A 26,021-nucleotide genomic window follows, 5' to 3' on the forward strand; every position below is an offset into this window, starting at 1 on the left:
ATCAGGACATCCCAGGGAGGAATCGGACGATGAGGTCGATGATCTTGATCCCGATGAACGGCGCGATGATCCCGCCGACACCGTAGATCGTCAGGTTGCGCGACAACAGCTTCGACGCACTCGACGGCGTGTACTTCACGCCGCGCAGCGCCAGCGGGATCAGTGCCACGATGACCAGCGCATTGAAGATCACCGCCGACAGGATCGCCGACTGCGGACTGTGCAGCCGCATGATGTTCAGCACGTCCAGGCCGGGGAACAGCGCCACGAACAACGCGGGAATGATCGCGAAGTACTTGGCGATGTCGTTGGCGATGGAGAACGTGGTCAGCGCGCCGCGGGTGATCAGCAGCTGCTTGCCGATCTCCACGATCTCGATCAGCTTGGTCGGATCCGAGTCCAGATCGACCATGTTGCCGGCCTCCTTGGCCGCCGAGGTGCCGGTGTTCATCGCGACACCGACATCGGCCTGGGCCAGGGCGGGCGCGTCGTTGGTGCCGTCACCGGTCATCGCGACCAGCCTGCCGCCGTCCTGCTCGCGCTTGATCAGCGCCAGCTTGTCCTCGGGCGTGGCCTCGGCGAGGAAGTCGTCGACACCGGCCTCGTCGGCGATCGCCTTGGCGGTCAACGGATTGTCGCCGGTGATCATCACCGTCCGGATGCCCATCCGGCGCATCTCGTCGAAACGCTCACGCATGCCCTGCTTCACGACGTCCTTGAGGTGAATCACGCCGAGCAGCCGGGCTTTTCCGCCGGAGATCTCGCCGACCACCAGGGGCGTGCCGCCGGAGGCGGAGATGCCGTCGACGGTCTCGCCGACCTCGGCGGGCACCTCGCCGCCGTGCGCGCGCACCCATTCGGTGACGGCGCTGGCGGCGCCCTTGCGCAGCTGGTGGCCGTCGTGCAGATCCACCCCCGACATGCGGGTCTGCGCGGTGAACTCCACCCAGTTCGCGCCGGTCAGCTCGCCGGGCGTGCGTTCGCGCAGCCCGTATGCCTGCTTGGCGTACACCACGATCGAGCGCCCCTCGGGGGTCTCGTCGGCGAGGCTGGAAAGCTGTGCGGCATCGGCGATCTCGTCGGCGGTGACGTCCGGCATCGGCACGAATTCCGAGGCCTGCCGGTTGCCGAGGGTCACGGTGCCGGTCTTGTCCAGCAGCAGCGTGTTCACGTCGCCGGCGGCCTCGACGGCGCGGCCGGACATCGCCAGCACATTGCGCTGTACGAGCCGGTCCATGCCCGCGATGCCGATGGCCGACAGCAACGCGCCGATGGTGGTCGGGATCAGGCACACCAGCAGCGACACCAGCACGATGCCGGTGACGCCGTGCGCATCCAGCGCCAGGGTGTCCTCGACGCCCGGATTGCTCGCCTTCGCGAAGATCGCCATCGGCTGCAGCGTCGCCACCGCGAACACGAAGATGATCGTGAGCGCGGCCAGCAGGATGTTCAGTGCGATCTCGTTCGGCGTCTTCTGCCGGCTGGCGCCCTCGACGAGCGCGATCATCTTGTCGATGAACGAGCCGCCGGGCTCCTGGGTGACCTCCACGACGATCCGGTCCGACAGCACCGTGGTCCCGCCGGTGACGGCCGAGCGGTCGCCGCCGGACTCGCGGATCACCGGCGCGGACTCTCCGGTGATGGCCGACTCGTCCACCGACGCAATGCCTTCCACGACATCGCCGTCGCCGGGGATCACCTGTCCGGCCTCGACCACGACGTAGTCGCCGCGCCGCAGTTCCGGTGCGGGAACCTGCTCCTCGGCACCGCCGGGCCGCCCCGGCTGCCAATTCGCCAGTCGCCGGGCGATGGTGTCGGTCTTGGCCTTGCGCAGCGTGTCGGCCTGCGCCTTGCCGCGCCCCTCGGCGACGGCCTCGGCCAGATTGGCGAAAAGCACGGTGAGCCAGAGCCATACGACGATGATCCAGGCGAAGAACGTCGGCTCGGCGATGGCCAGCACGGTCGACCAGACCGCGCCGATCTCGACGATCAGCATCACCGGATTGCGCCACAGGGTGCGCGGATCCAGCTTCCGGAACGCCTCGGGCAGCGACTCGATCAGCATCCGCGGGTTGAACAGGCCACTGCCCACGCGGCCGCGGGATCGTGCCGGGGATTCCTGTTTCGTCTCCGTGGTGTCCAGGGTGGGGGTGGTCATGAATGGATTCCTTCGGCGAGCGGCCCGAGCGCCAGCGCGGGCAGGAAGGTGAGCGCGACCAGGATGATCGTCACGCCGACGACCATGCCCACGAACTGCGGCCGGTGCGTCGGCAGCGTGCCGGCCGACTCGGGCGTACGACCTTGTGCGGCAAGCGATCCGGCCAGCGCGAGGGCCAGGATGATCGGCACGAAGCGACCGAACACCATGGCCAGGCCGAGCGCCGTGTTGTACCAGTCGGTGTTGCCGGACAGGCCGGCGAACGCCGAGCCGTTGTTGTTGGCCGCGGAGGTGAACGCGTAGAGCACCTCGGTGAATCCGTGCGGGCCGGTATTGGCCATCCCCGCACGCTGGCCCGGCATCGCCATGGCCACCGCGGTACCCACGAGCACGATCAGCGGGCTCACCAGGAAGTAGGTGGCGGCCAGCTTGATCTCGCGCGGAGTGATCTTCTTACCCAGATACTCCGGCGTGCGGCCGACCATCAGGCCGGCGACGAACACCGTGATCACGGCCAGGATCAACATGCCGTACAGGCCGGCGCCGGTACCACCGGGCGCGACCTCGCCCAGCTGCATGTTGAACAGCGGCCACAGCCCGCCGAGGCTGGTATAGGAGTCGTGCGCGGAGTCGACCGAACCGGTCGAGGTGAGCGTCGTGGCCGCGGCGTAGGTCGCCGAATTCGATACGCCGAAGCGGGTTTCCACGTCCGACATCGCCGAGCCGACCGCGGTGGGCACGGTGCCGTGGTGCATCAGCTGGAACGCGTTGGTCAGCGTCACGCTGAGGATCGCCAGCGTGGCCATCACCGCGGTGATCGCGTACCCGTGCTTCGGGCTGCCGACCATGCGGCCGAACGTGCGCGGCAGCGAGAAGCTGATCATCAGGATCAGGAAGATCTCGAGCCAGTTCGTCCAGGCCGTCGGGTTCTCGAACGGGTGCGCGGCATTGACGTTGAAGAATCCGCCGCCGTTGGTGCCCAGTTCCTTGATGACCTCCTGGGAAGCGACCGGACCGCCCGGCAGTGTCTGCGATCCGGTGCCGCCCAGGGTCTGCGCAACCTGGTCGTAGACGTGGAAGTTCTGCACCATCCCGGCGGCGACGAACACGATCGCGAAGACGAACGCGAGCGGCAGCAGCAGCCGAATGGTTCCCCTCACCAGATCCACCCAGAAGTTGCCGAGATCGCCGGTGTCGCGGCGGGCGAAACCGCGGACGAGCGCGATCGCGACGGCGATGCCGACGGCGGCCGAGACGAAGTTCTGCACCGCCAGGCCGGCCATCTGCACGGTATGCCCGAGCGTGGACTCCCCGGCGTAGTTCTGCCAGTTCGTATTCGTGACGAAGCTGATGGCGGTGTTCCAGGCCAGGCCGCCGGTCATCTCGGTGGCCGGATCGGACGGCTGCCACGGCAGGTGCCCCTGCAGCAGTTGCAGGAAGAACAGGAACAGCACGCTGATCGCCGAGAAGGCCAGCACGCTGCGCGCATACACCGCCCAGTTCTGCTCGACGCCGGGTTGGACGCCGATCAGCCGATAGATGCCCCGCTCCAGCCGGGTGTGCCTATCGCCCGCGTACACCCGGTACATGTAGTTGCCGAGCGGGACGTGCACGACGGCGATCGCAATGATCAGGGAGACGACGAACAGCATCCCCGCGATGGTCGTGTTCACCTAGAACCTCTCCGGGAACAGCAGCGCCGCAACGACATACAGGGCGACGCCGACGGCCAGTACCAGACCGATGATGTTCTCCGTCATAGCCGCTCCACTCCCCGTTGAATCAGGCCGAGCAGCGCGAAGACCGCGACGGTCAGCAGTGTGAACACCACGACAGACATGTGGAAAACCTCTCTTGGACAGCGGCATACGCAACGCCTATGCCGCAGTGAGTCAAATGCCCATTTGGTTGGATTTCGAGAGTGTTGACGCATTCTTAGCGTTCCGGGCGGCCGCCTTGACGGACCGCTGACGCGCCTCCCCGGCGTGTCACGTCGATGCCGTCAAGGTTGCGGCGATTGCCGTCAAGAAGTCGTCAATATTTTCCGTCCCGAGTTACTCACCGGTAGACAGTGTTGTGCCCGGCCGTGGATATGCGGCCCGGGCGGTGACGACAGTGCGTGAGGAGACAACAGTGCCGGATTTCGCGGTCGGCGCCGCGGCGCCCGCCGGTGTCGCCCACGCGCGGGACCTGTGGACACGCGCGACGGAGACACCGGCCCGCTCGCGCGCGGCGCGGGAGGCCCGGCGACACCGACGCGCGATGATGGACGAGTGAAGCGCGGTCGGTTACGCATCTATCTCGGTGCTGCCCCCGGTGTGGGCAAGACCTACGCGATGCTCGGCGAGGCCCATCGGCGCCTGGATCGCGGGCGCGACGTGGTCGCCGCGGTGGTGGAGACGCACGGCCGCAAGAAGACCGCCGAATCGCTGGAGGGCATCGAGCGCATCCCGCCGGCGCTGATCGAGTACCGCGGCGCCGCGCTGCCCGAACTCGACGTGCCGGCGGTGCTGCACCGCGCGCCCGCGGTGGTGCTGGTCGACGAGCTCGCGCACACCAACACGCCCGGCTCGAAGAACGAGAAACGCTGGCAGGACGTGCACGAGCTGCTCGACGCCGGGATCGACGTGATCACCACGGTCAACGTCCAGCACCTGGAGAGCCTGAACGACGTCGTCCAGCAGATCACCGGCGTGGTGCAGCGCGAGACCGTGCCCGACTGGGTGGTGCGCGGCGCCGAACAGGTGGAGCTGGTCGACATCACCCCCGAGGCGCTGCGGCGGCGGATGTCGCACGGCAACGTCTACGCGGCGGAGCAGGTCGACGCCGCGCTGCGCAACTACTTCCGGCCCGGAAACCTCACGGCGCTGCGGGAACTGGCGCTGCTGTGGCTGGCCGACCAGGTCGACGCGGCGCTGGCCAAGTACCGCGACGACCACAAGATCACCGACACCTGGGAGGCCCGCGAACGCGTCGTCGTGGCGGTGACCGGCGGCCCGGAGTCGGAGACCATCGTGCGCCGCGCCGGCCGCATCGCCACCAAGTCCAGCGCCGATCTGATCGTCGTGCACGTGGTGCGCGGCGACGGGCTGGCCGGCGTGTCCACGCAGCGGCTCGCCCGGCTGCGCGATCTGGCCGACGGCCTGGGCGCGAGCCTGCACACCGTGACCGGCGAGGACGTGCCGACGGCACTGCTGGGCTTCGCCCGCCAGGTCAACGCGACCCAACTGGTGCTGGGCACCTCCCGCCGCTCGCGCTGGGCCCGCATGCTGGACGAGGGCATCGGATCCACCGTGGTGCAGCTGTCGGGGAAGATCGACGTGCACATGGTCACCCACGAGGAGTCCAAACGCGGGTTCCGGTGGTCGACGGTGACGCCGCGCCGGCGCAAGCTGTCGTCCTGGCTCGCCGCCGTGCTGGTGCCGTCGGTGATCACCGTGGCGTGCTACTTCTGGCTGGACAACCACCTGGACCTGGCCGGCGAGAGCGCGCTGTTCTTCACCGGCGTCATCGGGGTATCCCTGCTCGGCGGCGTGGCACCGGCGACGCTGTCGGCGCTGCTCGGCGGCATGCTGCTGAACTGGTTCTTCGTCTCCCCGCGCTACAGCGTCACCGTCGCCGAGCTCAACAATTTCCTCACCATCGTCGTGATGCTCATGGTGGCGGTCGCCGTCGCGGCACTGGTCGACATCTCCGCGAAACGCACCCGCGAGGCCCGGCGGGCGTCGCAGCAGGCCGAACTGCTCACACTGTTCGCCGGTGCCGTACTGCACGGCGCCGACCTGCACGACCTGCTGGAACGCGCGCGGGAGACGTTCGGGCAGCGCGCGGTCAGCTTCGCGACCGACGACGAGGTGATCGCCCGCGTGGGCGACGATCCGCCGCGCCGGATCGCCGACGCCGACGTCGCGATCGAGGCCGGCGACGACATGCACTGGCTGCTGCTCTCCGGCCGCAACCTGACCTCGGGCGACCGGTTGGTGCTCGGCGCGGTAGCCAACCAGGCCGCCGGGCTGCAACAGCGCCGCAGGCTGGCCGACGAGGCACAGGCCGCGGCCGGCGTGCTCGAGGCCGATCGGCTGCGCCGCGCGCTACTGTCCGCGGTCAGCCACGACCTGCGCACCCCGCTGGCCGCGGCCAAGGCCGCGGTGTCGAGCCTGCGCAGCGACGATGTCGAATTCTCGCCGGAGGACACGGCCGAACTGCTGGAGGCCATCGAGGAATCCGTCGATCAGCTCACCAACCTGGTCGGGAACCTGCTCGATTCCTCGCGGCTGGCGGTGGGCGTGGTGCGGCCGCAGCTGAAGCGGGTGTATCTGGAGGAGGTCGTCAATCGCGCGGTGGTCGGCGTCGGGATGGGCACCCGCGGCCTGCGCCGCGCGGCGATGAGCCGGCTCGAGGTCGAGGTCGGCGGCGTGTCGGTGCGTGCCGACACCGGACTGCTGGAGCGGGTGCTGGCCAACCTCATCGATAACGCGCTGCGCTACTCGCCCAACGACACACCCGTGCGGGTCACCGCCGAGCGCACCGGCAGCCGTGTCGCGGTCACGGTGGTGGATATCGGCCCCGGGGTGCCGACGGGCGTGGAGGATCAGATGTTCGAGCCGTTCCAGCGGCTCGGCGATCGGGACAACTCCACCGGTGTCGGGCTGGGGTTGTCGGTCGTCCGCGGATTCGTCGAGGCGATGGGCGGCACCGTGCACGCCGAACCGACCCCGGGCGGCGGTCTCACCATGGTGGTCGACCTGCCGGCCGGCGAGCACACCAACGGCGCCCGGGACACCGGTACGGCGGCCGTCGCGGGCCCGGTGCCGGAAACCGATGCGGTGCCGGAAACCGGTGCGGTGCCGGACGGCGGCACGCGATACGGCGCCGGACGGCATCAGGGAACGACACGAGGACAGGAGAACGGGTGAGCACACCGGTTGCGGCCACCAAGGTGCTCGTGGTCGACGACGAGCCGCAGATCCTTCGCGCGCTGCGCATCAACCTGTCGGTCCGCGGCTACGAGGTGATCACGGCCGCCAGCGGGGCGGCCGCGCTGCGCGCCGCGGCGGAAAGACACCCCGACGTAGTGGTGCTCGACCTGGGACTGCCGGATATGGACGGGATAGACGTGCTGGCCGGGCTGCGCGGCTGGAGCCGGGCACCGGTGCTCGTGCTGTCGGCGCGGACCGATTCGGCCGACAAGGTGGAGGCGCTGGACGCCGGCGCCGACGACTACGTGACCAAGCCGTTCGGGATGGACGAGCTGCTGGCCCGGCTGCGCGCCGCGGTCCGCCGCGCCGCCGAGGCGGGCGAGGGCTCCGACCCGGTGGTCGAGACCTCCTCGTTCGTCGTCGACCTGTCGGCGAAGAAGGTCACCAAGCACGGCCGGGACGTGCACCTCACCCCCACCGAATGGGGCGTGCTCGAGATGCTGGTGCGCAACCAGGGCAAGCTGGTGGGCCGCCGCGAGCTGCTGCGCGAGGTGTGGGGGCCGTCGTATGCGACCGAAACCCATTATCTGCGTGTCTATCTCGCGCAGTTGCGGCGCAAGCTGGAGGACGATCCGTCGCATCCGAAACATCTGCTGACCGAGGCGGGCATGGGTTACCGGTTCAGTGCCTGACGGACGGTCCGGGTCGCAGAGGCGACCGAACTCGGGTTCGGCCTGATTCCGGCGCGCCGCGTACCCGCAACGCCGCACGACGCCCTGCCGGGCCCGGATGGCAGGATCGGGACATGGCTGAAGATACCGCCGCACGCCCGCCCGCCGCATCCGCCACGGCGCCGACCTCGCTGTGGGTCGAGCGCACCGGAACTCGGCGCTACACCGGCCGCAACTCGCGTGGAGCGGAGGTGCTCGTCGGTTCGGAGGGCGTCGAGGGCGTCTTCACCCCCGGCGAGTTGCTGAAGATCGCGCTGGCCGCCTGCACGGGGATGAGTTCGGACTTCCCGCTGTCGAACCGGCTCGGCGAGAACTACGACGTCACCATCCGGGTGTCCGGCGCGGCCGACCGGGAGAACGAGGTCTATCCGGAACTCGACGAGGTGGTCGAGCTGGACCTGTCCGAACTCGACGAGGCCGGGCGCGAGCGGCTGCTGGTCACCGTTCAGCGCGCCGTCGACAAGGTGTGCACGGTGGGCCGGACGCTGAAGGCCGGAAGCAAGGTGAACCTGTCGTTCCAGGTGGACGCGTGACGGGCCGCGCGCCGGTGACCCGATGACGGCCGACGTCCGGCTGAGCGCGTGGGTGCACGGCCGGGTGCAGGGCGTCGGGTTCCGGTGGTGGACCCGTTCGCGGGCACTGGAACTCGGTCTGGCGGGCTACGCGCGTAACACTCGCGACGGTCGCGTCCATGTTCTTGCAGAGGGTCCGCGGGACCGATGTGACAGACTGCTGACGTTGTTGCGGTCCGGCAACACGCCTGGCCGCGTCGATCTGGTTGTGGAAGACTGGGGCGCCGCACAGGGCGAATTGACCGGATTCGAGGAACGGTAGCGGCGGGGAACAGGGAGTCGATCGTTGGCAAGTGAACAGTCCGGCAACCATCCCGGAAACTCTCCGGACCCCCGCAAACCCGAATCCGGCGACCCGGCCGCAGACCGGACGGCACCGCAACCCGAGGCACCCGGCGACGCCGAGACCACGGCGCGGATCGACCGTCCGGGGAATGCCGGACCTCCGGTCCGTCCGGGCAGTTCCGAGCCGCAGGTCCCCGGCGGTCAGCCGGCCGACAGCGAGACCACGGCCCGCATCGACCGGCCGGGTAGCGAAACCCCGGGCCGCGTGAACGAACCGGGCGACACCGAAACCACCGCCCGCATCGCTCGCCCGGGCGGCAGCGAAGGCCCCGGCCGCCCGGACCGGCCGGACGACACCGACGCCACCGTCCACCTCGATCGCCCCGGCGATGAGGACACCGTGCGCATCTCCGGGCAGCCGGGCACCGCACCGCTGCCAGGTCGGCCGGGTGGTCCCGGCGCGCCGCCGCCCGAACCCCCGTGGGCCGCAGCACCACCCGACCAGCCGGCCGGCGGGCCCCCGCCGACCACTCCGGACCTGTTTCCCCGAGCCGCCGAACCGGGCGGCACGGACGTACCCCCGGCCGGCGGGCCCGCCGGTCCCCCGCCGGGCGCACCCGGCGGATTTCCCGGAGCTACCGAATCCGGCGGCATGGGCGTACCTCCGCCCGGCGAGACGACCGGCGGACCGGCCGGACCCCCGCGCATGCGGGGCAGCATCCAGCGCCAGGAGCCCGGCGTCACCCAGGCCCGGCCGCCGACGGTGGCCGAGGCGCGCGCCCGCGACAAGGCACGCAAACGAGCCGAGGACGCGCAGCGCGCGGCCGAGGAGGCACTGGCGGCCAAGAAGCGCACGCGCAAGCGGCTGCTGATCGGCGGCGTGGCCGTGGTCGGCATCGCTGCGGTGGTCGGGGGCGGATATCTGGCCTACCGCGCGGTCACCAAGCCGGATGTCACCGCCTACTGCGTCGTCCGCGACGCCAACGGCCAGGAGGTCCTAGCCCCCGACGACGACTGCGACCGCGCGCAGACCTACTCCACCACCGGCGGCGGCTACTACGGCGCGCCGGGGATCTTCCTCTACAACGGCCGCCAGTACAGCTACTACTACGGCGGCAGCAACAACACCGTGGGGCGGCCACCCACGGGCGGCAGCACCGTCGCGCCGAAGGACGCAACGGTGAAGACCAAGAGCGGCACCGTCGTTCGCGGCGGACTGGGTTCCAAGAGCGGCAGCAGCGGAGGATCGTAGTGCGGCGGATGCACGGCCAACCACGACCGGGTTGGCGGCAGATCATCGAGGATCAGGGCCTGGTATTCGGCTCGCCCGGCCGCGACGTGAACGGTCGTCCGCGCCCGTACTGGGACGAAACGGTGCACTACGAGTTCGATCTCGACGAGATCCTCGCGCTGGAGGCACAGGTCGAGGTGCTGCACTCGATGTGCCTGCACGCGGTCGAGCAGATCGTGCTCACCGAGCGCTTCGCCGAGTTCGGTCTGCCGGAATGGAGCTGGGAGCCGATCAAGAAATCCTGGCAGCGCTCCGATCCCTACGTCTACGGCCGCTTCGACCTGCGCTACGACGGCCGGGGCCCGGCGAAACTGCTGGAGTACAACGCCGATACGCCGACCTCGCTGCTGGAGGGGGCAATCGTGCAGTGGCACTGGCTGACCGATACCCACCCCGACGACGATCAGTGGAATTCGTTGCACGAGAAGCTGGTCGAGCGCTGGACCGAGCTGCGCGAGTCGATGCCCACCGACGAGCTGCACTTCACCTGGTCGTCGGCGGACGCCTCCGGCGAGGACAACATCACCACGGCCTATATGCAGGAGACCGCCGCCGAGGCCGGATTCCACACCGTGGCACTGCCGATCGAGGAGATCGGATTCGACACCGAGCTGGACCGTTTCGTCGATCTGGCCGAGGCGCCGATCGAGTCGCTGTTCAAGCTGTACCCGTGGGAATGGGCGCTGGACGACGAGTTCGGCAAGCGGGTCGTCGACTCGCTGCCGGAGACCACCTGGATCGAGCCGCTGTGGAAGACGATGCTGTCCAACAAGGCGCTGCTGGCGGTGCTGTGGGAGATGTATCCCGGCCACCCCAACCTGCTGCCGGCCTACATCGATGAGCCGCACGAGCTCACCGAGTACATCCGCAAGCCCAAGCTCGGCCGCGAGGGCGCGAATATGACGATCGTCGGCACCGGCACCGAGACCGCCACCGGCGGGGTGTACGGCGAGGAGGGCTACGTCTATCAGATGTTCGACCCGCTCCCCGACTTCGACGGCATGCGGCCGGTACTCGGTGCGTGGATCGTCGGCGACTCGTCGGCCGGCCTGGGCATCCGCGAGACGCCCGGGCTGATCACCGACGACAGCTCCACGTTCGTCCCGCACCGGATCCCGCAGCACTGATCACCCGGCAAGCACGAGACCACCCGGCACCGAATTCACACCACCTGGAGGACAATTGAGGACCACACTTGCGCTCGAGTCGGGGTATTGGGGGAACGTCGGCCACGGCGTCGGCGCCATCATCCTGTACGCCATCGTCGGGCTGGCGCTCATGCTGGTCGGCTTCTACGCCATCGACGTCACCACGCCCGGGCCGTTGCGCAAGATGGTCGCCGCCGGCAATCCGAACGCCGTCGTCGTGACCGCCTCGGGCATGGTGAGCATGGCGCTGATCGTGGTGCTGGCGATCTACTCGGCGGGCGGCAAGCTCGCCGAGGGGCTCATCGCCTCGGCGATCTACGGCCTGGTCGGCATTGTCGCGCAGGTGATCTCGGTGCGGATCCTGGAGTGGGTCGTCGGCCTGGACATCGGCGCGCTGCTGAAGGCCGACCAGTACTCGGTGAACTCGCTGGTGGTCGCCGCCGCCCATGTGGGCATCGGTCTGGTCGTCGCCTTCGCGGTCCTGTAGCGGAAGCTCGTAGCACCCGGGTGGCGGGCCCGGCAGCCGGCGAACGGTACCTCCGCGAGCCGTTCACGACCCGTCGGCGGCACGCTCGGTGAACGCCAGCAGCTCCGGTAACGCCCAGGTGTTGACGATCCGTTCGGCCGCAACGCCGTTGGCGATCGCCCGCTCGCATCCGTAACCCTGCCAATCCAATTGGCCGGGCGCGTGCGCGTCGGTGTCGACGGCCAGGTAGCAGCCCATCTCCGCCGCCAGCCGCAGCAGCCGGCTCGGCGGGTCGAGACGCTCCGGGCGGCTGTTGATCTCCACCGCGGTGCCGTAGCGGCGGCACGCCTCGAATACCACCTCGGCGTCGAACTGCGACTCCGGCCGGATGCCGCGCTCGCCCGCCACCAGCCGCCCCGTGCAGTGGCCGAGGACGTCGACGTTCGGATTCGCCACGGCATACACCATCCGCCGGGTCATGGTCTCCCGGTCGGCACGCAGATGGGAATGCACGCTGGCCACCACGATATCGAGCTCCGCCAGCAGCCCGGCCTCCTGATCGAGGGTGCCGTCGTCGAGGATGTCGACCTCGATGCCGGTGAGGACGCGGAACGGCGCCAACTCCTCGTTCAGCTCCGCGACCACCTCCACCTGGCGGCGCAGCCGGTCGGCGGACAGCCCGTTGGCGACGGTCAGCCGCGGCGAATGATCGGTCAGCGCGCAGTAGTCGTGGCCCAGCGCGATCGCGGTGCGCATCATTTCCTCGATCGGGCTACCGCCGTCGGACCAGTTCGAATGCGTATGCAGATCCCCGCGCAACCGCTTGCGCAGCGGCGCCCCGCCGGGGGCGATAGGCCGAGCCTCCGTACGCAATTCGGCCAGCCGCTCGGGCAGCCGCCCGGCGCACGCCTGCGCGATCACCTCGGCGGTCTTCGGCCCGATACCGGAAAGCTCCTGCCAGCCACCGTGTCCGCGGAGATCGTCGAAGCGGTCCGGCGGCAGTTCGGCCACGATATCGGCCGCCCGCCGGTACGCCTTCACCCGATGCGTCTGGGCCCGGGAGCGCTCCATCCAGAACGCGATCTCCCGCAATGCCTGGACGGGGCCCGGAACCTGTTGGGCCACTAGCGAATCCGCACGTACTTCACGAACGCCACGCCGTCCTCGAAGACCCGGCTGGTCAGCACCCGGAACCGGGCCGGGTCGGGCAACTGCGCGCTCGCGCCGAACAGCGAGCGGCCGCCGCCCAGCACGATCGGATACAGCTTCAGGAACACCTGGTCGATCTCCGGCAGCAGGGCCCGGGCGAGGTCGCCGCCGCCGCACAGCCAGATGCCGAGCCCGTTCTCCCGCTTCAGCTCTCGCACCCGCTCGAGCGGATCCGCCGAGATCAGTGCGATATCGGGATCGGGGCCCTCGGGCAGCGTCGTGGAGACCACGAACTGCCGCAGATGCGCGTACGGGCTGGAGGTCCCGGTCCGGACACCGAAGTCGTGGGTCTTGCGGCCCATCAGCACGGTGTCGAAGTAACTGCCCGGCTTATCGATGCCCAGCGACTCGCGCACCTTGGTCGGCAGGGTCTCGGGATACTGCGTCGTGATCGCCGGCCCGTGGTCACCACCGACCGGGAAGAAGTCGACCGAACCGTCCTCGGTGGCGATGTACCCATCGATGGTCGCCGCGACGTAATAGGTCAGCTTGCGCATCCGTCCTCCCTTCCGGACCGCCGGCGTCCTCGTCGGCGGACACACACTGAAAACGTTAGCGCTTCAGTTCGCTCGGCGGCGTGGCTTGGGCTGACACCTCGGACACGAGAACGAGGACCGGTTCATGAATTTCTCCCGCCGGATCGGCGCGCCGCAGCGCCGGCACGGCTCGTCCTCGCGACCGTAGGCCGCCAGCGCCCGCTCGAAGTAGCCGGACTGGCCGTTGACATTGACGTACAGCGCGTCGAAGGACGTGCCGCCGGCCCGCAGCGCATCGCTCATCACCGCCCGGACCTCGGTCAGCAGGCCGTGCAGGGCGGGCTTGGTGAGCGTGGCGGCGATCCGTTCGCCGTGCACGCGGGCCCGCCACAGCGCCTCGTCGGCGTAGATGTTGCCGATGCCCGACACCACGGTCTGGTCCAGCAGCACCCGCTTGACCTCGGACTGCTTGGCCTTCACCACCCGGACGACGGCGTCGGCGTCGAAGCGCGGATCCAGCGGGTCACGGCCGATGTGCGCGACCGACTCCGGGACGGATGTCCCGTCCACCTCCACGAGCGGATTCAGCGCCCAGCCGCCGAACGTGCGCTGATCGACGAATCGCAGCTGCACCCCCGAACTCAGCGTCGCGACGATGTGCGCATGCTTCTCGACGGGCGCGTCGGCCGAGCGCACCAGCATCTGCCCGCTCATGCCCAGATGCACGACCAGGGCGAGATCGGGATCATCGAAGGTCAGCCACAGGAACTTGCCGCGCCGCCGCGCGGATTCGACCCGCAGACCGGCGAGCTGCGCGGCCAGATCGTCGCCGCCCGGCAGGTGCCGCCGCACCGAACGCGGATGTTTGACGGTGACCGATTCGATGACGCCGCCGACCACATGTTCGGCGAGGCCGCGACGGACCACTTCGACCTCGGGTAGTTCGGGCACGCTGACTCCTCCGGCAACCGCCCGCCGCGGCGGCCGTCACACGCCGTTCAATGCCTGCCAGGCGGCGCCGGCGGCCTTCTGCTCCGCTTCCTTCTTCGAACGGCCGACGCCCGTGCCGTAGGCGTCGCCGCTCACCACCGCCGTGGCGGTGAACTCCTTGTCGTGGTCCGGGCCGGTCGAGGTGATCTCGTAGCTGGGCACGCCGAGGCCGCGCTCCGCGGTCAGCTCCTGCAGGCTGGTCTTCCAGTCCAGGCCGGCGCCCATCCGGGGGCCGCGCTCCAGCAGGCCCGCGAACAGCCGCAGCACCACGCTGCGGGCGACGTCGATCCCGTGCTCCAGATGTACCGCACCGAGCAGCGACTCCATGCCGTCGGCGAGGATGCTCGGCTTGTCGCGGCCGCCGGTGAGCTCCTCGCCCTTGCCGAGCAGCAGGTGCCGGCCCAGGCCGCCGGGGCCGAGACCGCGGGCCACCTCGGCCAGCGCGTTCATGTTCACCACGCTCGAGCGCAGCTTCGCCAGCTCACCCTCGGACTTGTCCGGATGCTCCAGGTACAGGCGTTCGGTGATGCTCAGGCCGAGCACCGAGTCGCCGAGGAACTCCAGGCGCTCGTTGGTCGGCAGACCGCCGTTCTCGTAGGCGTAGGACCGATGGGTGAGCGCGAGCCGGAGCAGATCCGCGCGCACGTCGACGCCGAGCGCCTCGAGCAATGGGGCGTGGTCGGCGGACTCGCCCACGGGGGGCGCCTCCGCTCCATCCTTGCTGGCGGTCACGTTCGGGCTACCGGGCTGGGCGCTCAGACGGCCGAAGCGACCTGACGGCCCTTGTAGGTGCCACAGTTCGGGCAGGCGATATGCGGCAGCGTCTTCTGACCGCAGGCCCGGTTCGGGCAGGTGATCAGCGTCGGCGCGGTGGCCTTCCACTGGCTGCGCCGCGAGCGGGTGTTGGCACGGGACATCCGGCGCTTCGGAACGGCCACGACTACGTCTCCTCTGTTCTGGAGCCTGCCGGGCCGTTACGGCCCGCAAGCGATCGGTTTTCGTCTGATTCTGCGGCGGTGTCCGCGACACCGGTACCGGGCACATCGGCCGCGAACTTCGCGAGCCCGGCCCAGCGGGGGTCCAGTATCTCATGCCCGTGATCGGGACCCGCAATCGCCATCCGCACACCGCATTCCGCGCACAAACCGGCGCAGTCGGGCTCGCACAGCGGCTGCAACGGAAGCTCCAGGCCGACGGCGTCGACGACCACCGGCTGCAGGTCGATCCGGTCGTCCACCAGGCGGTAGACCTCGTCGTCCTCCGTGGTCCGCTCGGTGGCGCTGTCCGGATAGGCGAACAGCTCGGTGACGCCCAGGTCGATCCGATCGGTGAACGGCTCCAGGCAGCGCGAGCACTCGCCGGCCAGGGGCGCGGACACGGTGCCGGTGACCAGGACGCCCTCCGAGACGGCCTGCAGCGTCAGATCGAGCTCGATCTCGCCGCCGGCCGGGATGGCGATCAGGTCCAGGCCGATGCGCTCGGCGGCGGTCGCGGTGCGCCGCACCTGCTTCATCGATCCGGGGGCACGTCCGAGGCTGCGGGTGTCCAGCACGAAATCCGCGTCCGTCAGGCGACGACGCGAACCGGAACCGGATTCGGCAGGCATCACGAACTCACTCACATCGAGGTCGGGGATTTGGGCAACCACCCGACAATACGCGAACGGGTGCCGCCCGCCCAAACTCGCGGTACCGGACGGGCCTGTTCAGCGCCGGAATTCGGCGGCGTAGTCCGGGACGCCCGTACCACCGGTACGCAATTGCTGGCGACCGCGGCCGACGGTGCGCAGGGCGCCGTGCAGGGTCTCCTCGAAATCGGCCAGCTTGGAATCGACGTAGTGGTCACACTCCTCGCGCAGCCGGTCGGACTCGGTATGCGCGGCGTCGATGATCCGCGCCGACTCGGTGTGCGCGGCGCGCACCACCTCGGTCTGCGCCACCAGGCGGTCCTGTTCGGCCTGCCCCTCGGCGACCGACCGGTCGTAGGAGGTCTGGCCCGCCTGGATCATCCGCTCGGACTCCGTGCGCGCCCGGCCGGTGACGGCCTCGTATTCGGCCTTGCCGTCCGTCACCACCCGCTCGGCCTCGGCCTGCGCGGTGCCGACCAGATGATCCGCGTGCGCGCCGGCCTCGGCGACCATTCGGTCGGCATGCGCCTTGGCGTCGGCCAGGATCCGGTCGGCCTCCTCGCGGGCGGCGGCGACGGTCTGCTTGGCCTCGTCGTCGGCGGAGGTGACCGTGGTCTCGGCGGTCGTGCGGGCGTCGGAGACGATCTTGTCGCGGTGGTCGAGCACGTCCTGGGCGTCGTCCAGTTCGCCGGGGATCGCGTCGCGCACGTCGTCGAGCAGCTCGAGCACCTCGCCGCGCGGAACGATGCAATTGCGCGTCGGCGGGATGCCGCGCGCCTCCTCCACGATCGCGACCAGCTCGTCGAGTGCTTCGAATACGCGGTACATCCTGCTGACCCCACTCTCCTGCCGAACTCTCACGGCGCAACACCGCCCGGCCGTCTTGCAGCCATGGCTCAGTGTGCCTCTGGTCACGATCATCCGCCCAGTTCACCCGCGGTGTGTCGTGGGCATGTTTCCAATGCCACACAAATCAAGTGGAGGCAATCTCTCCACTTGATGTAATCTTCCTACCGAGCGGTAGAGCAGCCGGGCGCCGTGCATGCGGTCCCGGCGATATGGGATCGGAAAGACAATGGCTGTCCTGTATCCGGTAGCTAGGGACCTGGAGAACCAGCGCCCCGGCGTATCCGTGCGGCCCGACGCCGAAACCGCTGCCCAGCGCGCCGAGTCGGCGCATCCCGTGCTGCGCCGGCTCACCCGGCTCGGCAAGGGCCTGGCCGTGCCGCCGCCCGAGGCGTTCCGGATGCTGTTGCCCTCGGCCCGCGCCGGCGCCGTATTCGGGTCGCGCCGGACGACCCGGGACCGCTCCGCTCTTCCGGCCCGGTTACTCGCCGGTGGACGGGTCCCGCCGCCGCGCCGACCCGGCCCCGACGCGGACTCGAATTCCGATACGCCCGAAGATCTCTCGTCCGATGCGGCCGACACCGACGTCCCCACCGGCCGGCGGGCCGCCCTCACCCGGTTGGGCGCCTATCTGCGCGGCGACAAGTGGCTGCCGCAGCTGATCCGGTTCGCGCTGGTGGGCGGGTTCAGCAACATCGGCTACTTCCTGCTGTTCCTGGCCTGCTACGGCGGCGGCCCGCAGCTGGCCAACCTGACCGGCTCGGTGGTGAGCACGGCGCTGGCCAACGAATTGCACCGGCGGCTGACCTTCCACGCCGCCGATCGGGTCGGCTGGTTCACCGCGCAGCTCGAGGGCGGCGGGCTGGCGCTGGCCGGCCTCGCGCTCACCTCGGCCTCGCTCGCGGTACTCGATTTCGTCGCGCCCGGCCTCAGCGATGTGGGCGAGGCGATCGCGGTCATCGTCATCACCGTTGCGGTCGGCACCCTGCGCTTCCTCACCCTGCGGCTCTGGGTCTTCTGAGCCGGGTCTTCCGAGTCCCCGCCTGCCAAAGTCGGCACCGCCGCATCTCCGGCACCGCCGCATCTCCGGCACCGCCGTTTCTCTGGCACCGCTGTGCCCGCACCCCGTGCGTGTTCGCGCGCCCGCGCGGGGGTCCGGCAAACGGTGCGAGAACCGGTATGAGGTGCGGGAAAACATGGTCAACCGAGTAAGGAACCGCCCCGGGGTACCCCACGTCCAATCAGAGCAAACGTAAGTGCCCGAGTACTCGATGTGGAGGTCTAGCAATGCAGCATTGCCACGGATGTCGCACGTCGGCGCGCAACGGAACGCGCTCGGATCTGTCGCGGATGCGGCCCTTCGCCCGGCCCACCGAGCTCTGCGAACGCTTCACCTCGCGGCGAAACCGGCGGTCGCGTACCGATCGCGAGCCCGAATGAGTACCCGGGAACGGGTCGCGCCCGACGATCCCCTCCCGCCCGGACCGTGGCCCGAATGCGTGGCCGCGGAGGACATCTGCGGCGGCGTACTCCGCCGGCGGGAGGCGGTGCGGCACGGGATCAGCGACGACGAGATCCGCCGGCGGTGCACCGGCGGGCGGTGGCGGCGGCTGCGGCGCGGCTCCTACACCGACGAGGCGGCCTTCGCCGGGCTGGACGCCATGGCCCGCCACCGGGTGCTGGCCGACGCGATGCTGCCGGATCTGTCCACCGACGCCATCCTGAGCCATCAGTCCGCGGCGGTGATCTACGGTGCGCCGGTCCGGGTGGCGCTGCTGGACCGCGTCGATGTCACTCGCGACCGGCGGCACGGCGGGCGGGTCCGGCCGAAGCTGAAGGTGCACTGCGCGCCGGTCGGCACCGTGGCCGAGCTGGACGGCTTCGTGCTCACCGCACCGGCGCGCACGATCGTCGACCTCGCCCGCACGGTGCCGTTCGAGGCCGCGGTGGTCGCCGGGGACGCGCTCGCCCGCGAATACGGTGTCACCCCTGCCGATCTGGACGGGGAGCTGGCGCTGGCGCGGCGCCGCCACGGCATCGCCGCGGCCCGGCGGGTGGTGGAGTTCCTGAATCCGCACAGCGAGAGCGTCGGCGAGTCCCGCAGCCGGGTGATGCTGCGGCGGTGCGGCATCCCGATACCGCAGTCGCAGGGCGATGTGTACGGCGGCGACGGGCGGATGCTGGGGCGGGTCGACTTCTATTTCGGTGAGACCGGTGTCGTCGGCGAGTTCGACGGGCGCACGGAGTACGGGCGGCGGCGGGGTCCCGGTGCCGGCCCGGCCGATCCCGCTGCCGAGAAGATCCGGGAGAATGCCTTGCGCGACAACGGTCTCCACGTTGTCCGATGGACCTGGGACGATCTGCCGACCGGCGAGGCGGCCCGGCGCATCCGGGCCGCGCTGGCGGCCGCACAGCATGTCCGCCCGGGCGGTTTCATCTGCCAAGCGCCCCTGCCGGAGCCGAAACTCCTTGCGCTGCGCGCACTGTGAAGGCGCCGCCGGGGTTGTGGTTTCGCTGCGGCGGGCCGCAACCCCCGGTTCGGCGGAGCGTCGGGTCGCCACGGTCCTTCGGCGGTGCACGGTCTCCGGGTGCACGGTCTCCGGGTGCACGGTCTCCGGGTGCACGGTCTCCGGGGTACACGGTCTCTGTTCGCGCTCGCGCGAACCGTCTCCGCACGGCCGGGATTCCGAATACGGGCCGCGCGAATGCGACACGCACCTGTTAGCGTTCGAACATGGCTGGAGCACTGTGCCCCGGGTCGTTCGATCCGGTGACGAGCGGGCATCTCGACGTGATCGCGCGGGCGGCCACGCAGTTCGACGAGATCGTCGTGACCGTGTTGATCAACAAGAACAAGCAGGGCATGTTCGGCATCGACGAGCGCATCGAGATGCTCCGCGAGGCCACCGCCGACCTGCCGAACGTCCGCGTCGAATCCTGGTACGGACTGCTCGTGGACTTCGCCCGGGAGCAGGGCATCACGGCGATCGTCAAGGGCCTGCGCGACACCACCGACTTCGCCTACGAAATGCAGATGGCGCAGATGAACAAGAAGCTGTCCGGGGTGGACACCTACTTCCTGGCCCCCAACCCCGTCTACAGCTTCGTGTCCAGCTCGCTGGTGAAGGAGGTCGCCGCCTTCGGCGGCGACGTCGCCGGCATGCTCCCCGACGCCGTCCACAAACGCCTGCTCACCCGCATCGCCGAACGCCGCGGATAAGCGGGGCGGGGGTCAGGAGCGGGCCGCGGCAGATCGCCGAGGATACTTCACAGCCCGTGTCGGCGGTCGTCCGAAATCAGTTCGGCGACGCGGGATTCCATCTCGGGCGAAAAGGTTTCGCGGGCGGCCTCGACCGCCCGGCGCGTGTCCTCGGTGACGAGATCGGCGTTGATCTGGGCGCCCGCGAGGGCACCGGCCGCCGCCGCGTTGCCCACCTGAGCGGAGAGGTCGGTGACGTTGCCCGCCGCCCAGACCCCGGGCACCTCGGTGCGGCCGGTCGGGTCGGCCGGGATGTGCTCGCCCATGCCGCTGGGATGCGGGACCGGCCGGAGCCCCAGTCCGGCCAGGAAACCGGCGCGGGCGACCATGCGCGGCGGGGCGGCGAGCACGCGCCGCGCGATCGTGCTGCCGTCGGACAGCCGCACACCGGCCAGGCGGTCGTCGACGATGTCCAGCGCCGCAACCTCGCCGGTGACCACGCGGATGCCCCGGGCGGCCAGCTGCTCGGCCTGCTCGCCGGTCGGGGCGTCCATGGTGTGGCAGAACAGCGTGACGTCGTCGCTCCACTGCCGCCACAGCAGGGCGCCGTGCACCGACATGGGGCCGTTGGCGAGCACGCCGATGGGCTGGTCGCGAGCCTCCCAGCCGTGGCAGTACGGGCAGTGCACCACGTCGCGGCCCCACCGGTCCCACAGGCCGGCCACCTCCGGCAGCTCGTCGGTGAGCCCGGTGGCCACCAGTAGCCGGCAGGCCCGCACGGTCCGGCCGCCGGCCAGGGTCACCGCGAAATCGCCGTCGCGGGTGGCGGATTCGACGGTCCCGGCGACCACCTGTCCGCCGTAGCTGCGGACCTCCTCGCGGCCGCGTTCGACCAGTTCGGCGGGGGGCATCCCGTCCCGGGCCAGCAGGCCGTGCACGCCCTCGGCGGGCGCGTTGCGCGGGTCCCCGGCGTCGATCACCAGCACCGAGCGCCGCGCCCTGGCCAGCATCAACGCCCCGTTCAGGCCCGCGGCTCCCCCGCCGACCACCACCACGTCGTATGCCTCGTTCAGTTGATCGGTCATCTCGACCACCTCCTCGCCTACGACCATGCGGCCACACCCGCCATGCGTGCAAACTTCTTTGCTGAAATGGCAAACTGTCGGTATGGACGACATCGATCAGGCACTCGATACGGTCGGCCCGCGGCTGCGGGCCCTGCGCCGGCAGCGCGAGACCACCCTCGCCGACCTGTCGGCGGTGACCGGGATCTCGGTGAGCACGCTGTCCCGGCTGGAGTCCGGCGCGCGACGGCCCACCCTGGAACAGCTGCTGCCGCTGGCCCGGGCGCACGGGGTCACCCTCGACGATCTCGTGGACGCGCCGCCCACCGGCGACCCGCGCATTCATATGCGCCCGGTCACCCACCACGGCATGACCACGGTGCCGCTGACCCGGCGTCCCGGCGGCATCCAGGCGTACAAGATAGTGCTGCCGCCGCGCGCGCACGAGCGCGATCCACAGCAGCAGACGCACGAGGGCTACGACTGGGTGTATGTCCTCAACGGGCGGCTGCGCCTGAAGCTCGGCGAACACGACCTGGTGCTGGCCCCCGGCGAGGCGGCCGAATTCGACACCCGCGTACCGCACTGGTTCGGCGCGGCGGGTGACGAACCGGTCGAGATCCTCAGCCTGTTCGGCAAGCAGGGCGAGCGGGCGCACCTGCGTGCCAATATGAAAGACCAGGACGCATAAGGGTTTACCGCGTTCACGGCTCGTATTCGGCCAGTTCGATGCGGGTCTCGCCGTACCGGCGCGGCTCGAGCGCGGAAAAGGGTTCCGGCCAGTCGATTTCGGGTGACCTGGTCGGCCGCTCGACGATCACCAGCGATTCGTCACGCAGCCAGCCGTTGGCCGCCAGTGCCGAGAGATCGGCCACTACCGCGACACCGTCGAGGGCGTACGGCGGATCCGAGAACACCAGGTCGTAGGGCGCGCCAGGCGTGCCGGACAGCACGGAAATCACCGTCCCGGCCCGCAGTTCGGCACCGGCCAGCCCGAGATCGGCAATATTCCCGCGCACCACGGCCGCAGCCTTGCGGTCGCCCTCGACCAGGAGCGCATGAGAAGCACCGCGGGACAACGCCTCCAGCCCCAGCGCGCCCGACCCGGCATACAGATCCAGCACCCGTGCCCCGTCCAGATCCACGCGCGCGGCCACCATGCTGAACAGCGCCTCCCGCACGCGGTCCGACGTCGGCCGCGTCCCCGCGGCGGGAACCCGCAACCGCCGCCCTCCGACCCGCCCCGCCACGATCCGCGTCATCGCGCCATTCCCGAAACCGCCGCGACTCGACGCCCCCGCACACCTGTGCCTCCGGAAGTCGTTGCCGCCGAAAGGCAGTCGGCGCGCGGCGGCAAGGGCCATCCGGAGGGACCGGCACCGCGGCCGGAAGCCCGGCCACCCGGATCGCCCTGGCGCCCGGTGCGGAATACGACGTCCCGCGCGGGATGCGAGGACCCGCAGCAGCTGCCGCTGTGGCCGGCCGCCGTCCCGCACCCCGCCCTCGGCCCGGCGGCCGATGCGGGGCGCGGGACTCGTTGGAGGCGTACGGGTTTCCTCACTCCTGGGCGGTCTCGTTCAGGCGCACGTCGACCAGGAGGTCGCCGCCCTCCACCTGCTGCACCTTGCCGATGGCGACGCGGCGGACGGTGCCGGCGCGGGGGGCGGTGATGGCGGCCTCCATCTTCATGGCCTCGATGGTGCCGATGGTGTCGCCGGCGGCGAGGGTGTCGCCCTCGGCGACGGTGAGGGTGACGACGCCCGCGAACGGCGCGGCGATGTGGCCGTGGTCGTTCTTGTCGGCCTTCTCGGCGGCCGGGACATCGCTGGCGACGGACCGGTCGCGGACCATGATCGGGCGCAGCTGGCCGTTCAGGATGCACATCACGGTGCGCATGCCGCGCTCGTCGGGTTCGGAGATCGCCTCCAGCCCGATGAGCAGGGTGACACCCTTCTCGAGCTGCACCCGGTGCTCCTCGCCGTGCCGCAGCCCGTAGAAGAACTGATTGGTCGACAGGCCGGAGGTGTCGCCGAACTTCTCGCAGTGCGCGAGGAATTCGGCGGCCGGGCCGGGAAACAGCAAGCGGTTCAACGTCGCCCGGCGCTCCTCGGAGGTTCCGTTCAGCCCGGCCTCGTCGGTCTCGGTCAGCTGCACCTCCGGTTTGACCGGGCCACGCCCGGCCAGCGCGCGGCTGCGGAACGGTTCGGGCCAGCCACCCGCCGGTGTGCCGAGTTCGCCGCGCAGGAAACCGATCACGGAGTCGGGGATGTCGTAGCGGCCCGGATCCTGGGCGAAATCCTCGACGTCGATCCCGGAACCGACCAGCGACAGCGCCAGATCGCCGACGACCTTCGACGACGGCGTCACCTTCACCAGCCGCCCGAGCAGCCGGTCGGCCGCGGCGTATTTCGCCTCGACCTCCTCGAACCGGTCACCGAGCCCGAGCGCGATGGCCTGCTGGCGCAGATTGGACAGCTGCCCGCCGGGGATCTCGTGGTTGTAGACGCGCCCGGTCGGCCCGGGCAGCCCGGACTCGAAGGGGGCGTACCCCTTGCGCAGCGCCTCCCAGTACGGCTCCAGGTCACAGACGTTCGCGAGGTCGAGCCCGCTGTCGTAGTCCGAATTCGCCGCTGCCGCAACGATGGCCGACAGCGCCGGCTGGCTGGTGGTACCGGCCATCGGGGCGCTGGCGCCGTCGACGGCGTCGGCCCCGGCCTGCCACGCGGCCAGATACGTGGCCAGCTGACCGCCCGGTGTGTCGTGGGTGTGCACGTGCACCGGCAGGTCGAAGTTCTCCCGCAGCGCCGTCACCAGCGTGTGCGCGGCCGGTGCGCGCAGCAGCCCGGCCATGTCCTTGATGCCGATGACGTGCGCCCCGGCCGCCACGATCTGCTCGGCCAGCTTGAGGTAGTAGTCGAGGGTGTAGAGGTTCTCGTCCGGGTTCGACAGGTCGCCGGTGTAGCTCATCGCGACTTCCGCGACGGCCGTGCCGGTTTCGCGGACCGCGTCGATGGCCGGGCGCATCTGGTCGACGTTGTTCAGCGCGTCGAAGATCCGGAAGATGTCGATGCCCGTCGCCGTCGCCTCGGAAACGAAAGCGCGCGTGACCTTTTCCGGATACGGCGTGTAGCCGACGGTGTTGCGTCCGCGCAGCAGCATCTGCAGGCAGATGTTCGGGATCGCCTCGCGCAGCGCCGCCAGCCGCTCCCACGGGTCCTCGAACAGGAAGCGCAGCGCCACATCGTAGGTCGCGCCGCCCCAGCACTCGATCGACAGCAGTTCGGGCGTCAACCGGGACACGTGGCCGGCGACCTTCAGCAGGCTGTCGGTGCGCACCCGCGTCGCCAGCAGCGACTGATGCGCATCCCGGAACGTGGTGTCGGTGACCGCGATCGCGCGCTGTTCGCGCAGTGCCCGGGCGAACCCCTCCGGCCCCAGTTGCAACAGCCGCTGGCGCGACCCGGCCGGTGGCGGCACCGTCGTATCGATCGCCGGCAGCTTGTCGTGCGGGTACACCGCCGTCGGGCGCTCGCCGTGCGGCTTGTTGACGGTGATATCGGCCAGATAGGTGAGGATCTTGGTGCCGCGGTCGGCGGAGGCGCGCTGGGTCAGCAGTTCCGGGCGCTCATCGATGAACGAGGTGGTGACCCGCCCGGCCCGGAAGTCCGGATCGTCGAGCACCGCCTGCAGGAACGGGATGTTCGTCGCCACGCCGCGGATCCGGAACTCGGCGACCGCGCGCCGCGCCCGGGCCACCGCCTGGCCGAAATCGCGCCCGCGACAGGTGAGCTTGACCAGCATCGAGTCGAAGTGCGCGCCGACCTCGGCGCCCAGATTCGCGCCGCCGTCGAGCCGGATACCGCCGCCGCCCGGGCTGCGGTAGGCGGTGATGCGGCCGGTGTCGGGCCGGAATCCGTTGGCCGGATCCTCGGTGGTGATCCGGCATTGCAGCGCCGCGCCGCGGATGCCGATCGCGTCCTGGCTCAGGCCGAGATCGGCCATGGTCTCCCCGGCGGCGATCCGCAGCTGCGCGCCCACCAGGTCGACGTCGGTGATCTCCTCGGTCACCGTGTGCTCCACCTGGATTCGCGGGTTCATCTCGATGAACACATGGTGGCCGCGCTCGTCGAGCAGGAATTCCACGGTGCCCGCGCAGCTGTAGCCGATCTGCCGCGCGAACGCCACCGCGTCGGCGCAGATGCGTTCGCGCAGTGCGGGATCCAGGTTCGGCGCCGGCGCCAGCTCGATCACCTTCTGGTGCCGCCGCTGCAGCGAACAGTCCCGCTCGTACAGGTGGATGACCTCGCCGTGCTCGTCGGCGAGGATCTGCACCTCGATGTGGCGGGGGTTGATCACGGCCTGCTCGCAGAACACCGTCGGATCGCCGAAGGCCGATTCGGCCTCCCGCATCGCGGCCTCCACCGACTCGCGCAGCTGCGACCGGTCGGCGACCCGGCGCATGCCGCGCCCGCCGCCGCCCGCGACGGCCTTGACGAAGATCGGGAACCGCATCGGCTCCGCGGCCGCCAGCAGCTCGTCCACGTCGGCCGACGGCGCCGTGGAGTCGAGCACCGGCAGCCCGGCCTCCCGCGCGGCCGCGATCGCCCGCGCCTTGTTACCGGTCAGTTCCAGCACCCCGGCCGAGGGACCGATGAACGTGATGCCCTCGCGCTCGCAGGCCGCGGCCAGGTCCGGGTTCTCCGACAGGAACCCGTAACCGGGGTAGACCGCGTCGGCGCCGGCCGTCTTGGCGGCCTCGAGGATCTCTTCGATGGACAGGTACGTCCGCACCGGGTGACCGGGCACGCCGATCTGATACGACTCGTCGGCCTTCAGCCGGTGCACCGAGTTGCGGTCCTCGTAGGGGAACACCGCGACGGTGCCGATGCCGAGTTCGTAAGCGGCGCGGAAGGCCCGGATGGCGATTTCCCCGCGATTGGCGACCAGCACTTTCGAGAACATTCGATTAAGGTACCTGCCTCGTCGCGCGGTCCGGACGGCGAATGCGCCTTCGCAGCCAACCTCACAACCCGACCGGGC

Annotated in this window: 25 protein-coding genes; 12 read left to right on the plus strand and 13 right to left on the minus strand. The window is 70.1% G+C overall.

Going from position 1 to position 26,021, the window contains the following annotated elements:
- Position 1 precedes the first annotated feature (1 nt).
- Genes kdpB through D892_RS49935 form a run of 3 tightly spaced genes read right to left on the minus strand, consistent with a single transcriptional unit; the run spans position 2 to position 4,026 of the window.
- On the minus strand, positions 2–2,158 hold the full coding sequence (kdpB, locus tag D892_RS0139280; protein WP_024806495.1) for a potassium-transporting ATPase subunit KdpB: 2,157 nt from the start codon (positions 2,156–2,158) through the stop codon (positions 2–4).
- Positions 2,155–3,831 carry a potassium-transporting ATPase subunit KdpA gene (gene kdpA, locus D892_RS0139285; protein ID WP_024806496.1) on the minus strand — a complete coding sequence of 559 codons (1,677 nt, stop codon included), beginning with the start codon at positions 3,829–3,831 and terminating at the stop codon, positions 2,155–2,157. Before kdpA ends, kdpB begins: the two co-directional genes overlap by 4 nt.
- Positions 3,832–4,026 carry a potassium-transporting ATPase subunit F gene (locus D892_RS49935; RefSeq protein WP_036567819.1) on the minus strand — a complete coding sequence of 65 codons (195 nt, stop codon included), beginning with the start codon at positions 4,024–4,026 and terminating at the stop codon, positions 3,832–3,834.
- Between the two features lie 265 nt (positions 4,027–4,291).
- Between D892_RS49935 and D892_RS47505 the strand changes: the two genes are divergently transcribed.
- The 8 genes from D892_RS47505 to D892_RS0139335 all read left to right on the plus strand — a co-directional run bounded on the left by D892_RS47505 (position 4,292) and on the right by D892_RS0139335 (position 11,591).
- Positions 4,292–4,435, plus strand: coding sequence for a hypothetical protein (locus D892_RS47505; protein ID WP_156959905.1), 144 nt, complete (start codon positions 4,292–4,294; stop codon positions 4,433–4,435).
- On the plus strand, positions 4,432–7,074 hold the full coding sequence (locus tag D892_RS0139305; RefSeq protein ID WP_024806497.1) for a sensor histidine kinase KdpD: 2,643 nt from the start codon (positions 4,432–4,434) through the stop codon (positions 7,072–7,074). Before D892_RS47505 ends, D892_RS0139305 begins: the two co-directional genes overlap by 4 nt.
- Positions 7,071–7,769 carry a response regulator gene (locus D892_RS0139310; RefSeq protein ID WP_024806498.1) on the plus strand — a complete coding sequence of 233 codons (699 nt, stop codon included), beginning with the start codon at positions 7,071–7,073 and terminating at the stop codon, positions 7,767–7,769. Before D892_RS0139305 ends, D892_RS0139310 begins: the two co-directional genes overlap by 4 nt.
- 113 nt (positions 7,770–7,882) lie before the next feature.
- Positions 7,883–8,341 carry an OsmC family protein gene (locus D892_RS0139315; RefSeq protein ID WP_024806499.1) on the plus strand — a complete coding sequence of 153 codons (459 nt, stop codon included), beginning with the start codon at positions 7,883–7,885 and terminating at the stop codon, positions 8,339–8,341.
- Positions 8,342–8,363: 22 nt separating this feature from the next.
- The gene (locus D892_RS0139320; protein WP_024806500.1) at positions 8,364–8,642 is read left to right on the plus strand and encodes an acylphosphatase; all 279 of its coding nucleotides are present in this window, start codon (positions 8,364–8,366) and stop codon (positions 8,640–8,642) included.
- A gap of 741 nt (positions 8,643–9,383) precedes the next feature.
- Complete coding sequence (locus D892_RS49940; RefSeq protein ID WP_024806501.1) at positions 9,384–9,917, plus strand: hypothetical protein; 534 nt, start codon at positions 9,384–9,386, stop codon at positions 9,915–9,917.
- The gene (locus D892_RS0139330; RefSeq protein WP_024806502.1) at positions 9,917–11,083 is read left to right on the plus strand and encodes a glutathionylspermidine synthase family protein; all 1,167 of its coding nucleotides are present in this window, start codon (positions 9,917–9,919) and stop codon (positions 11,081–11,083) included. The genes D892_RS49940 and D892_RS0139330 overlap by 1 nt, the downstream gene beginning before the upstream one ends.
- Positions 11,084–11,138: 55 nt before the next feature.
- On the plus strand, positions 11,139–11,591 hold the full coding sequence (locus D892_RS0139335; protein WP_024806503.1) for a DUF350 domain-containing protein: 453 nt from the start codon (positions 11,139–11,141) through the stop codon (positions 11,589–11,591).
- Between the two features lie 63 nt (positions 11,592–11,654).
- On the opposite strand, the gene D892_RS0139340 is transcribed toward D892_RS0139335, so the two are convergent.
- The 7 genes from D892_RS0139340 to D892_RS0139370 form a co-directional block, all read right to left on the minus strand.
- Positions 11,655–12,695 (minus strand): PHP domain-containing protein, encoded by a 1,041-nt coding sequence (locus tag D892_RS0139340; RefSeq protein ID WP_024806504.1) that lies wholly within the window; start codon positions 12,693–12,695, stop codon positions 11,655–11,657.
- On the minus strand, positions 12,695–13,276 hold the full coding sequence (locus D892_RS0139345) for a dihydrofolate reductase family protein (RefSeq protein ID WP_024806505.1): 582 nt from the start codon (positions 13,274–13,276) through the stop codon (positions 12,695–12,697). The genes D892_RS0139340 and D892_RS0139345 overlap by 1 nt, the downstream gene beginning before the upstream one ends.
- Positions 13,277–13,339: 63 nt before the next feature.
- A complete protein-coding gene (gene mutM / locus D892_RS0139350; RefSeq protein WP_024806506.1) occupies positions 13,340–14,206 on the minus strand; it encodes a bifunctional DNA-formamidopyrimidine glycosylase/DNA-(apurinic or apyrimidinic site) lyase in 867 nt (288 codons plus the stop codon).
- 36 nt (positions 14,207–14,242) lie between these two features.
- Positions 14,243–14,941: a ribonuclease III gene (gene rnc, locus D892_RS0139355; RefSeq protein WP_156959907.1), complete on the minus strand. Its 699-nt coding sequence runs from the start codon at positions 14,939–14,941 to the stop codon at positions 14,243–14,245.
- A gap of 59 nt (positions 14,942–15,000) precedes the next feature.
- Positions 15,001–15,183 (minus strand): 50S ribosomal protein L32, encoded by a 183-nt coding sequence (gene rpmF / locus D892_RS0139360; RefSeq protein ID WP_024806508.1) that lies wholly within the window; start codon positions 15,181–15,183, stop codon positions 15,001–15,003.
- A gap of 2 nt (positions 15,184–15,185) precedes the next feature.
- On the minus strand, positions 15,186–15,851 hold the full coding sequence (locus D892_RS43275; protein ID WP_024806509.1) for a DUF177 domain-containing protein: 666 nt from the start codon (positions 15,849–15,851) through the stop codon (positions 15,186–15,188).
- Between the two features lie 99 nt (positions 15,852–15,950).
- Entirely contained in the window at positions 15,951–16,700 is a 750-nt protein-coding gene (locus D892_RS0139370) for a DivIVA domain-containing protein (protein ID WP_024806510.1), read from the minus strand.
- 247 nt (positions 16,701–16,947) lie between these two features.
- Here D892_RS0139370 and D892_RS49945 point away from each other — a divergent pair, with 247 nt between their 5' ends.
- From D892_RS49945 to coaD, 3 genes are all read left to right on the plus strand, one after another.
- Entirely contained in the window at positions 16,948–17,739 is a 792-nt protein-coding gene (locus D892_RS49945) for a GtrA family protein (protein ID WP_024806511.1), read from the plus strand.
- 415 nt (positions 17,740–18,154) lie between these two features.
- Complete coding sequence (locus D892_RS0139385; RefSeq protein ID WP_024806512.1) at positions 18,155–19,207, plus strand: hypothetical protein; 1,053 nt, start codon at positions 18,155–18,157, stop codon at positions 19,205–19,207.
- Between the two features lie 245 nt (positions 19,208–19,452).
- Positions 19,453–19,938 carry a pantetheine-phosphate adenylyltransferase gene (gene coaD, locus D892_RS0139390; protein ID WP_024806513.1) on the plus strand — a complete coding sequence of 162 codons (486 nt, stop codon included), beginning with the start codon at positions 19,453–19,455 and terminating at the stop codon, positions 19,936–19,938.
- A gap of 47 nt (positions 19,939–19,985) precedes the next feature.
- Here the strand turns inward: coaD and D892_RS0139395 are convergent, their stop codons facing one another.
- Complete coding sequence (locus D892_RS0139395) at positions 19,986–21,002, minus strand: NAD(P)/FAD-dependent oxidoreductase (RefSeq protein WP_024806514.1); 1,017 nt, start codon at positions 21,000–21,002, stop codon at positions 19,986–19,988.
- 82 nt (positions 21,003–21,084) lie between these two features.
- Here D892_RS0139395 and D892_RS0139400 point away from each other — a divergent pair, with 82 nt between their 5' ends.
- A complete protein-coding gene (locus tag D892_RS0139400; protein WP_024806515.1) occupies positions 21,085–21,672 on the plus strand; it encodes a helix-turn-helix domain-containing protein in 588 nt (195 codons plus the stop codon).
- A gap of 13 nt (positions 21,673–21,685) precedes the next feature.
- On the opposite strand, the gene rsmD is transcribed toward D892_RS0139400, so the two are convergent.
- Entirely contained in the window at positions 21,686–22,243 is a 558-nt protein-coding gene (gene rsmD / locus D892_RS0139405; protein ID WP_024806516.1) for a 16S rRNA (guanine(966)-N(2))-methyltransferase RsmD, read from the minus strand.
- Between the two features lie 295 nt (positions 22,244–22,538).
- Positions 22,539–25,943: a pyruvate carboxylase gene (locus D892_RS0139410; protein ID WP_024806517.1), complete on the minus strand. Its 3,405-nt coding sequence runs from the start codon at positions 25,941–25,943 to the stop codon at positions 22,539–22,541.
- Positions 25,944–26,021 lie beyond the last annotated feature (78 nt).

The organism is Nocardia sp. BMG51109 (genome assembly GCF_000526215.1).
GTDB lineage: Bacteria > Actinomycetota > Actinomycetes > Mycobacteriales > Mycobacteriaceae > Nocardia.

What these genes read in the sequence shown, in the direction of transcription:
- D892_RS0139385 (WP_024806512.1), top strand. Translation starts at nt 18,155, where the DNA reads ATGAGTACCCGGGAACGGGTCGCGCCCGACGATCCCCTCCCGCCCGGA.
- D892_RS0139320 (WP_024806500.1), top strand. Translation starts at nt 8,364, where the DNA reads ATGACGGCCGACGTCCGGCTGAGCGCGTGGGTGCACGGCCGGGTGCAG.
- D892_RS43275 (WP_024806509.1), bottom strand. Translation starts at nt 15,851, where the DNA reads ATGCCTGCCGAATCCGGTTCCGGTTCGCGTCGTCGCCTGACGGACGCG.
- D892_RS0139345 (WP_024806505.1), bottom strand. Translation starts at nt 13,276, where the DNA reads ATGCGCAAGCTGACCTATTACGTCGCGGCGACCATCGATGGGTACATC.
- D892_RS0139315 (WP_024806499.1), top strand. Translation starts at nt 7,883, where the DNA reads ATGGCTGAAGATACCGCCGCACGCCCGCCCGCCGCATCCGCCACGGCG.
- D892_RS49935 (WP_036567819.1), bottom strand. Translation starts at nt 4,026, where the DNA reads ATGCCGCTGTCCAAGAGAGGTTTTCCACATGTCTGTCGTGGTGTTCAC.
- D892_RS49945 (WP_024806511.1), top strand. Translation starts at nt 16,948, where the DNA reads ATGGCTGTCCTGTATCCGGTAGCTAGGGACCTGGAGAACCAGCGCCCC.
- coaD (WP_024806513.1), top strand. Translation starts at nt 19,453, where the DNA reads ATGGCTGGAGCACTGTGCCCCGGGTCGTTCGATCCGGTGACGAGCGGG.
- D892_RS0139400 (WP_024806515.1), top strand. Translation starts at nt 21,085, where the DNA reads ATGGACGACATCGATCAGGCACTCGATACGGTCGGCCCGCGGCTGCGG.
- D892_RS0139370 (WP_024806510.1), bottom strand. Translation starts at nt 16,700, where the DNA reads ATGTACCGCGTATTCGAAGCACTCGACGAGCTGGTCGCGATCGTGGAG.
- rsmD (WP_024806516.1), bottom strand. Translation starts at nt 22,243, where the DNA reads ATGACGCGGATCGTGGCGGGGCGGGTCGGAGGGCGGCGGTTGCGGGTT.
- D892_RS0139410 (WP_024806517.1), bottom strand. Translation starts at nt 25,943, where the DNA reads ATGTTCTCGAAAGTGCTGGTCGCCAATCGCGGGGAAATCGCCATCCGG.
- kdpB (WP_024806495.1), bottom strand. Translation starts at nt 2,158, where the DNA reads ATGACCACCCCCACCCTGGACACCACGGAGACGAAACAGGAATCCCCG.
- D892_RS0139395 (WP_024806514.1), bottom strand. Translation starts at nt 21,002, where the DNA reads ATGACCGATCAACTGAACGAGGCATACGACGTGGTGGTGGTCGGCGGG.